General features: G+C 49.8%; 11 protein-coding genes. 7 read left to right on the top strand and 4 right to left on the bottom strand.

Features of this window, described 5'->3' with window-relative positions; genetic code table 11:
- Window positions 1-165: 165 nt before the first annotated feature.
- On the bottom strand, window positions 166-615 hold the full coding sequence (locus tag JW499_RS13020) for a ProQ/FINO family protein (protein WP_205211014.1): 450 nt from the start codon (window positions 613-615) through the stop codon (window positions 166-168).
- A gap of 77 nt (window positions 616-692) precedes the next feature.
- The gene (tusA, locus tag JW499_RS13015; protein WP_091355593.1) at window positions 693-932 is read right to left on the bottom strand and encodes a sulfurtransferase TusA; all 240 of its coding nucleotides are present in this window, start codon (window positions 930-932) and stop codon (window positions 693-695) included.
- Between the two features lie 154 nt (window positions 933-1,086).
- Between tusA and JW499_RS13010 the strand changes: the two genes are divergently transcribed.
- Window positions 1,087-1,368 (top strand): antibiotic biosynthesis monooxygenase family protein, encoded by a 282-nt coding sequence (locus JW499_RS13010; protein ID WP_205211013.1) that lies wholly within the window; start codon window positions 1,087-1,089, stop codon window positions 1,366-1,368.
- A gap of 90 nt (window positions 1,369-1,458) precedes the next feature.
- Here JW499_RS13010 and rlmM read toward each other — a convergent pair whose 3' ends face one another.
- Window positions 1,459-2,526: a 23S rRNA (cytidine(2498)-2'-O)-methyltransferase RlmM gene (gene rlmM / locus JW499_RS13005; RefSeq protein WP_205211012.1), complete on the bottom strand. Its 1,068-nt coding sequence runs from the start codon at window positions 2,524-2,526 to the stop codon at window positions 1,459-1,461.
- Between the two features lie 11 nt (window positions 2,527-2,537).
- A complete protein-coding gene (locus JW499_RS13000; RefSeq protein ID WP_205211011.1) occupies window positions 2,538-3,149 on the bottom strand; it encodes an alpha/beta fold hydrolase in 612 nt (203 codons plus the stop codon).
- Window positions 3,150-3,524: 375 nt separating this feature from the next.
- On the opposite strand from JW499_RS13000, the gene ccoN reads away from it, so the two are divergent.
- From ccoN to JW499_RS12970, 6 genes are all read left to right on the top strand, one after another.
- On the top strand, window positions 3,525-4,955 hold the full coding sequence (gene ccoN, locus JW499_RS12995; RefSeq protein WP_091355604.1) for a cytochrome-c oxidase, cbb3-type subunit I: 1,431 nt from the start codon (window positions 3,525-3,527) through the stop codon (window positions 4,953-4,955).
- Between the two features lie 20 nt (window positions 4,956-4,975).
- Window positions 4,976-5,596, top strand: a complete 621-nt coding sequence (ccoO, locus tag JW499_RS12990) for a cytochrome-c oxidase, cbb3-type subunit II (RefSeq protein WP_091355607.1) — start codon at window positions 4,976-4,978, stop codon at window positions 5,594-5,596.
- A 5-nt stretch (window positions 5,597-5,601) separates the two neighbouring features.
- Window positions 5,602-5,790 carry a cbb3-type cytochrome oxidase subunit 3 gene (locus tag JW499_RS12985; RefSeq protein ID WP_091355610.1) on the top strand — a complete coding sequence of 63 codons (189 nt, stop codon included), beginning with the start codon at window positions 5,602-5,604 and terminating at the stop codon, window positions 5,788-5,790.
- Complete coding sequence (ccoP, locus tag JW499_RS12980; protein ID WP_205211010.1) at window positions 5,787-6,671, top strand: cytochrome-c oxidase, cbb3-type subunit III; 885 nt, start codon at window positions 5,787-5,789, stop codon at window positions 6,669-6,671. The genes JW499_RS12985 and ccoP overlap by 4 nt, the downstream gene beginning before the upstream one ends.
- Before the next feature lie 166 nt (window positions 6,672-6,837).
- Window positions 6,838-8,253: a cytochrome c oxidase accessory protein CcoG gene (ccoG, locus tag JW499_RS12975; RefSeq protein WP_205211009.1), complete on the top strand. Its 1,416-nt coding sequence runs from the start codon at window positions 6,838-6,840 to the stop codon at window positions 8,251-8,253.
- Window positions 8,254-8,338: 85 nt separating this feature from the next.
- Window positions 8,339-8,845 (top strand): FixH family protein, encoded by a 507-nt coding sequence (locus JW499_RS12970; protein WP_205211008.1) that lies wholly within the window; start codon window positions 8,339-8,341, stop codon window positions 8,843-8,845.
- Window positions 8,846-8,847: the final 2 nt, after the last annotated feature.

The following is an 8,847-nucleotide window of genomic DNA, read 5'->3' as shown; positions in this document are numbered from 1 at the left end:
GCCTGAAAGGCTCTAAGCCGAGTCAAAGCGTCCCATAAATCTTTTACCTCGTTTTTGCTAACGTCGCTGGAATAGCCTTAGAAAAACAAAACCCCAGCAAAAATACTGGGGTTTATCAGTAACCTGACCGCCATCAAGGCGGTTTGTTTTTATAAAGGAATATTATTAACCACGCTTGGTCAGCAACATCTCCAGCTTATTGTTAAGGCGCTCTTCCTTCTCCTTAACCTTCTGCCTGGCTTTCTCTTCCTGCTGCTTTTGCTGACGCAGCTTATTGATCTCTTTCAACTGCTGTTTGGCATGCTCAGCTTCAGACTCGCTGACCTGTCCGGCGGGCTGACCATCCAGACCGATACGGTCAGCGCCCTCTTTCAGGCTGCGAAAATAGTAGGGAGAACGAACATATGACGCCAGCGCCCGTTTAATCTTGTTTTTCGCTAACTTCTCATCAGCAATCAGATCTTCCTGAATCCCTATTTTCAGGGGCCGCATATTTTCCCGATTAAAAACATCAGGATATGCATCGCATAGCAGCTGTAAAGCGGCCTGGTTAGCAGCCCGGTTTTTGGAACGGGTACGGGATTTAGATTTGTCCGTTGTCTCTGTTGCTGTCACAGTAAGTTTCTCTCAACCATTTATCTTTGACCCTGCGGGTCTTAATTAACTTTTTACCCTGACGCCGGGGGAGTATGTCACTCGCCTTTGCGTATCAGGTAAAAAAAACGATCATCTTCCATTTTCTGGTCCAGCAGTTCATGCCCCAGAAAGGTACAGAATTTTGGCACATCACGCTGAGTTGACGGATCGGTTGCAGTTAACTGCAACACCTCACCTATAGCCATTTCACGTACTTTGTTGTGCAACAGCATAACCGGTTCCGGACAGAACAGGCCGGTTGCATCCATAACCTGATCCGCTTTAACTTCCACCATCTACTCCACCTCGACTACATCGGGAGACATATTGTCGCAAATTCAGCGGTATAGAAAAACCCATCTTTTTAACTGATAACATTTTACCTGTTTCAACAGTGCTATTATATTGAAATAAATGAAAATAATTTTCTTCAGTTAACGGAGAGCAAAGATGATTCGAGTACTGATTGAGCGCCATATTGCCGACGACCTGGCTGAACACTACGAAAAAGCCGCCCGCAATACCCTGCAGGTGGCAATGCAGGCGCATGGTTTTATCTCCGGGGAGTCACTAAAAAACAGTTTTGATCCGAATCACCGGGTTGTAATGGCGACATTTCGCACCATTCAGGACTGGCAACGCTGGTTCGCTTCTGAAGAGCGTAAGCAGATCATGGAGGCGATTATGCCGATGCTGGAAACAGAAGAGAAAGTTACCCTTCTGGAACACTGACAAACAAGCAGGCCTGTTACAAAGCGGCCTGCTGTGGTTATCTGCGCCAGAGGCTACGCCACCCTGATAACGGCTGCTGTGCGACCCGCTCTACTGACCGTAGTGATCTGACCGTCGCACATGTACCGTTATCTCCTCACGATCGTGATACAGATGCTTTGCCGCAATACGGCAGTGAATACCCGCGTTATCCATCTCCTGCTGCAGATACCCCAGACAGTGCTTCACCTCAGGGTAACGCTGCTTCATCGGTAGCTTGAGATTGAAAATGGTTTCCCGGCACCAGCCTTCAACCAGCCACCGGGTCATCAGCTTTATCACCCGGGTCGGCTTATCAACGATATCGCATACCATCCAGTCACAGGGCTTGTGCGGCTGATACGTGAAGGCATCTTCAGTCAGATGTTTAACCTGCCCGGTCTGCATGAGTGACTCCGCCATAGGGCCATTATCAATGGCGGTGACGAACATATTCTGGTTCACCAACTGCCAGGTCCAGCCGCCTGGTGCGGCACCCAGATCGACCGCCCGTTTACCACTACTGATATAGTGATGCCACTGCTGTTCAGGAATAAACCAGTGCCACGCCTCTTCCAGCTTCAGGGTCGAGCGGCTGGGAGCCTGATTGGGAAATTTCAGGCGCATAATACCCATCGGCCAGGGGGCTGAGTTGGCAACCGGGACATAGCCGATATAGAAACTGCTGCCGGACAGGGCAAAAATATGCATCCGGTTAGCCGCCTTGCGCTGCAGGACGCCCTGTTTGCGCAAAACCTGACTGAATGCCGAACCAAAGCTATTGCAGAACCGCTGCATCTCACGGCCATCAGTGGTATCAGCAGGTTCTACCCATAACTCGCTGCATTGCGGCAAACCACTCACATGCGGCATCAGCGAACCGATGCGGTCTTCCGTATTAATACTCTCAAGTAGTGGCAGACAGGCTATCCACTGACGTACAAAGATCAGATCATGAAACTGTAGCGTCTCAACCGCCAGTGAAGCGCCATCAGGCTGATGGCTGACAAACAGGGCATAACCGCTGTTCTCTTCAAGCTTACAATAACCGTAGATACCCTGTTGCTCACACAAATCCCGCACTTCGGCCGCACACTCTTTTTCGAAGCCCGGACGGCAATAGAGTAAAAGGTGATTCACAGCGGTGTACCTCAATGATGGCGGTTGATAATTTTCAGGGTGGATTCTACTGCATCAGCGATATGTTCGTCCTGAGTAATTCCGGATATTTTTCTCGGTTTTAAATCGTGGTCTCCGTCTTCAAGCCAGTGCAAAACCACTGAGCCTGAGAGCCGATACTCATCGACCACCTCTTTTCGTCCCAGACTATCCCGGCACCCCTGAAATATATGTACCGGCCGGGAGACAGAGAAAAGGTGTTCAACTCTGGGACGATCCTGTTTTCCGGGTGGATAAAACGGATAGCCATAAACAAAACACCCCGTGACGGCGGGATGATCCGCCAGCATGGTAGCCATCCGCCCTCCCATAGATTTCCCTGCCAGCCAGAGCGGCAGACCATCATGACTGAACTGCTCTATCAGCCGGGTGAAATACTCCAGCAATACTCCCTGCCGGTCCGGAGGACGTTTCTTGCCATCAATGCGGCGCTTCTGCATATAGGGAAATTCAAACCGGATAACTTCAACACCATCTGTCGCTAGCCCTGCCGCCAACTGGGTCATAAACAGGCTGTCCATCGGCGCACCGGCACCATGGGCCAGCAATATCCGGGCTTTCTCAGCCCTGCCCTCAATAATCATTCGTCGCCCTCTGATCAGAAATACAGCTAATTATGCGACAAATCCGGCTTGATCCATATCAAGAAAAGCCAAATTAGTAACTTTTGATACTGGCTTGATCTATATCAACCTTTGACAAAAACAGTACTAAACGATGATCACCTCATACATCCAAACGTACAATAAAAATAAATATCTCTTTTATATTCAACAATTTAAAAATAACAACAAAACAAATAAATATTTAAATATGATGAGATTTACACGTTTTGCACTGCGGCACTATGTCGCAACTAATACCGTTGACGCATTGAAATGTGACCGTTGTTTCCACATAATAGCCAGCGGAAATTTACTTTCTAAACCTTTCTAATAGCTTGTTGATGAGAGCCTGATATGAGCACAGCAGCTGAACACCCAACCTACAATTACAAGGTGGTGCGTCAATTCGCCATCATGACAGTGGTATGGGGCATCGTCGGAATGGCCGTGGGCGTGTTAATCGCATCCCAGTTAGTATGGCCTGCACTAAACTTTGATACTGCCTGGCTGACATACGGTCGCTTGCGTCCGTTGCATACCAACGCAGTTATCTTTGCATTCGGAGGCTGCGCACTGTTCGCAACCTCTTACTACGTCGTACAGCGTACGAGCCAAACCCGTCTGATCTCTGACAAACTGGCGGCCTTTACTTTCTGGGGCTGGCAACTGGTTATTCTGAGTGCAGCGATCACCCTGCCACTGGGCTTTACTCAGTCTAAAGAGTATGCCGAGCTGGAATGGCCAATTGATCTGCTGATCACTGTCGTCTGGGTGGCCTACGCTATCGTGTTCCTGGGTACAGTGAAGATGCGTAAGACATCTCACATCTACGTGGGTAACTGGTTTTACATGGCATTTATCCTGACAGTGGCAGTACTGCACATTGTTAACAGCGCAGCAATGCCTGTTTCTCTGTTCAAGTCCTACTCTGTATATCCAGGTGCTGTTGATGCGATGGTGCAGTGGTGGTACGGACACAACGCGGTAGGTTTCTTCCTGACTGCGGGCTTCCTGGGCATGATGTACTACTTCGTACCGAAGCAGGCTGAGCGTCCAATCTACTCTTACCGCCTGTCTGTCGTTCACTTCTGGGCTCTGATCGCAACCTACATGTGGGCTGGTGGTCACCACCTGCACTATACTTCCCTGCCTGACTTCGCTCAGACTCTGGGTATGGTGATGTCCCTGATCCTGCTGGCGCCTTCCTGGGGTGGTATGATCAACGGTATGATGACCCTGTCTGGTGCATGGCATAAGCTGCGTACCGATCCGGTACTGCGCTTCCTGGTTGTATCTCTGTCTTTCTACGGTATGTCTACCTTCGAAGGTCCGATGATGTCTATCAAGACCGTAAACGCTCTGTCCCACTACACTGACTGGACTATCGGTCACGTACATGCGGGTGCTCTGGGCTGGGTTGCGATGATCTCTATCGGTGCGGTTTACCACATGATTCCTAAACTCTGGGGTAAAGCTCAGATGGCAAGTATCGCTCTGGTAAACACCCACTTCTGGCTGGCTACTATCGGTACTGTTCTGTATATCTGCTCTATGTGGGTAAACGGTATCCTGCAAGGTCTGATGTGGCGCGCAGTTAACGAAGACGGCACCCTGACTTACAGCTTCGTAGAAGCACTCGAGGCGAGCCATCCTGGTTTCTTCGTCCGTGCGCTGGGTGGTGCATTCTTCCTGACCGGCATGCTGCTGATGGCATTCAACGTCTGGCAGACTGTTCGTAAAGGCAGCACAGCTCCTGCAGCTGACGCATCTGCGCAGACAGCTTAAGGATCAGAGGAGCACATAAAATGATCAAGCATGAAACGATTGAAAAGAACATTGGCCTGATGATCCTGCTGATTATCCTGGTAATCAGTGGTGGTGGTCTTGCTGAAATCGTACCTCTGTTCTTTGCGAATGCGACTACCAAGCCGATTGAAGGCCTGCGTACGTATACTCCTCTTGAACTTGAAGGCCGTGATATCTTTATCCGTGAAGGCTGCTATGTATGTCACTCACAGCAGATCCGTCCTTTCCGGGCAGAGACTGAGCGTTACGGTCACTACTCAACGGCGAATGAATTCGTATGGGAGCATCCGTTCCTGTGGGGTTCTAAGCGTACCGGTCCGGATCTGGCCCGCGTAGGTGGTCGTTACAGTAATGACTGGCACCGTGCACACCTGTTCAACCCACGGGATGTGGTACCTGAGTCCAAGATGCCCGCTTACCCATGGCTGTTTGAAAACAAACTGTCTGGTGAAGATACGGCTGCCAAGATGCGAGTTCTCGCTAAACTGGGTGTTCCATACACCGAGGAAGATGCTAGCAAAGCACGGGAGCAGGTTGAAGGCAAGGCAGAGATCGACGCCCTGGTTTCATACCTACAGGCACTTGGTAAAACCCACTCTCAATATACCAACAAGCGGTAATTCGAGTGAGCTACGAAGTTTATGGTCCATATCTGCCCGCAGTGATGATTATCACCTTTATCGCGCTGTTTATCTGGGTGCTTTTACCGGGTAACCGCAAGCGATTTGATGAGGCATCACAACTGCCCTTTGCCGATGAGGATGAGGGGCCTGCAAATGCAGATGAGACCAATGACGGGAGAAATGAAAAATGAGTGCTTTTTGGAACGCATGGGTATGGGCAATTACCCTGGCAGTGATTCTGGGTTGTTCCTGGTTGCTGCTTGCCACGCGTAAGAGCGAACCACACAAGGAAGCTACAGAGGAAACTCTGGGGCATTCTTTCGATGGTATCGAAGAGTATGACAACCCACTTCCGGGCTGGTGGTTTCAGATGTTTGTGGCCACTGTTATCTTCGGTATTGCCTATCTGGGTCTTTACGGCCTGGCTAACGTAAAAGGTTTTTACGGCTGGTCCTCCGTAGGTCAATACGAAGAAGAGATGGCGCACGCTGAAGAGGTTTACAAGCCTGTTTTCGCTAAATACGCGGCCATGTCTATTGAAGATCTGCAATCACAGCCTGACGGCCTGAAAATCGGTCAGCGGATGTTTGCTAACAACTGCTCACTGTGTCACGGTGCTACCGGCGCTGGCGCACATGGCTTCCCTAACCTGACCGACGGTGACTGGCTGTACGGTGGTGCTCCTGCCACTATCAAGCAGACTATCGCTAACGGTCGTCAGGGCGCTATGCCTGCCTGGGGCCCTGTCCTGGGTGAAGAGGGTGTTCGTGATGTGACAAGCTACGTATTGTCACTGAGCGGTGCAGAGCACGATGCTGATATGGCGGCGCGCGGTAAGCAACAGTTCCAGGCTCTGTGTACTGCATGTCACGGCGCTGATGGTAAGGGAACCCAGGCTCTGGGCGCACCAAACCTGACCGACAACACCTGGTTGTATGGCGGCTCTTTCGAGCAGATCAGCCACACAATCCGTACCGGTCGTAACGGTGTTATGCCAGCACACAAAGATCTGCTAAGCGATGACAAGATCACTCTGATCGCCGCTTACGTATACAGCCTGTCTAACAAGTAAGGTTCAGATCAATAAAAAAGGCGATATGATGCAAATCATATCGCCTTTTTTTGTACTACCGCTTAAATACTGCATTAAACCGGGTATAATATTCAAATTCACTAATAAACCATAGTTCAGACGGTTTTGGTGTTGGTATTTCGACTACTTGATGGTGAGGAATGGTATGAATCAAATACCAGTTAAGGATGTGACTCCAAAAGGCAATAGAGGCGATGAAAATTACGACCTGTATGCTAAACGTGAGCATATCTATGTAAAGTACTACAAAGGGTTCTTTAAGAACTTTCGAACTATCTCCGGCTTTATGATGCTGGTAATGTTTTACGGTTTCTCCTGGATTCAATGGGATGGTCATCAGGCTGTTCTATTTGATCTGCCAAGCCGTCAATTCCATGTATTTGGTTTCACCTTCTGGCCCCAGGATTTCATGCTTCTCTCCTGGCTGCTGATAATTCTTGCCTTCACCCTGTTCTTTGTCACCGTGTTTGCCGGCCGGCTCTGGTGCGGCTATGCCTGCCCCCAATTTGTCTGGACCTGGTTTTTTATCTGGGCTGAGCGGGTCACAGAGGGTGATCGCAACCAGAGAATGCGTATGGATAAAGCCGGCTGGAGCGGAGAAAAGATCGCCCGCAAAACAGCTAAGCATGCGATATGGCTGATCATCGCTGCCGCGTCTGCTATCGCGTTTGTCGGCTATTTTACTCCGATCCGCGAACTGGTTCCCTCCGTTATCTCCTGGAATCTGGGCCCCTGGGAAACCTGGTGGATCGGTTTCCTGACGGTCGCCACTTACGCCAATGCAGGCTGGATGCGTGAGCAGGTGTGTATCTACATGTGCCCTTACGCCCGCTTCCAGAGCGTTATGTTTGATCAGGATACACTGATCATATCCTATGATGACATTCGCGGTGAAAATCGCGGTAAACGGAAAAAAGGCGTTGATTACAAGGCTCAGGGACTGGGCGACTGTATAGATTGTGATAACTGCGTCCATGTCTGCCCGGTGGGTATCGATATCCGTGACGGACTGCAATATGAGTGTGTTGCCTGTGGTGCCTGTGTTGATGTGTGCGACGATATTATGGACCGTATGGGGTATGAGCGGGGCCTGATTCGTTATACGACAGAACATGCGCTCAAGGGAGGAACAACCCATATCCTCCGGCCACGCCTGATCGGTTATTTTATCGCCATCTGCGCGATGTTTATTGCGTTCAGCTACACCCTGTACAGCAGGGTACCGCTTGAAGTTGATATAATTCGTGACCGGGGTCAACTCTACGTCGAAGCGTCAAACGGCATGATTGAAAACGTTTATACTCTCAAACTCGCCAATAAATCGCAGATCGACCATCGCTTCAGTATCGAAGTGACAGGTGTAGAGGGGATCAAAATGGCGGGTGACAGCGAAGTACTGATCCGTTCTGGCGAACTGCTGGACCATCCAATCAGTCTTCAGGCAGACCCTCGCTTCCTTGAACGCCCGAACTACGATATTACCTTCAAAGTTCAGGCGCTGGATGATAAGAGCATTTTGGTGGAAGAGGATAATCGCTTTATTGGCCCAGTGAAACGCTAAGCTAAGCCTACCCTCCCCCATTTGACTGAGTTAGAATAGCTGCCGGATTCACTTCCGAGCAGCTATTTCTTTTTTAAGGAAACATATGACTGATCAACAAATCGGACCCTGGTTTAAGCAACCCTGGCTGTGGTTTATTCTGGCCCCGCTGATTGCTACCGTACTCTACTCCGCCATCTACATCACGGCGTCGATCGTCACTAATGATGGTGTTGTGCTTGAGGAATACACCAAACAGGCCAAATCGTTCCATGAGGACAATCGTCTTAAAGAAGCTGCGCGTCTGCTGGGTCTGAGTGGCAAGCTTAAATTCGACACACTGACCAACGACATCAATCTGGAGCTTCTCAGCGCACAAAACCAGCCCCTGCCTGAGAAACTGCTACTGACCATTGGTCACCCAACCAAGGCCAGTCTGGATATTATTATCCCCCTGCATCAACTTCGGCCGGGGCACTATGCCGGTGAGCTGAACAACACGCTCAAAGGCAACCGAAAGCTGATCATCAGTCCTGAAAGCAAAGACTGGCAACTGATCAATGAGGCTGCCCCCCCTTACGATCAACAAATTTTCATATTGGGTACTCAGTAACC

It is taken from the genome of Amphritea pacifica (assembly GCF_016924145.1).
Taxonomy (GTDB): domain Bacteria; phylum Pseudomonadota; class Gammaproteobacteria; order Pseudomonadales; family Balneatricaceae; genus Amphritea; species Amphritea pacifica.
Note: the sequence above shows the minus strand (reverse complement) of the source record. Positions and strands in the feature narration are given on the sequence as shown.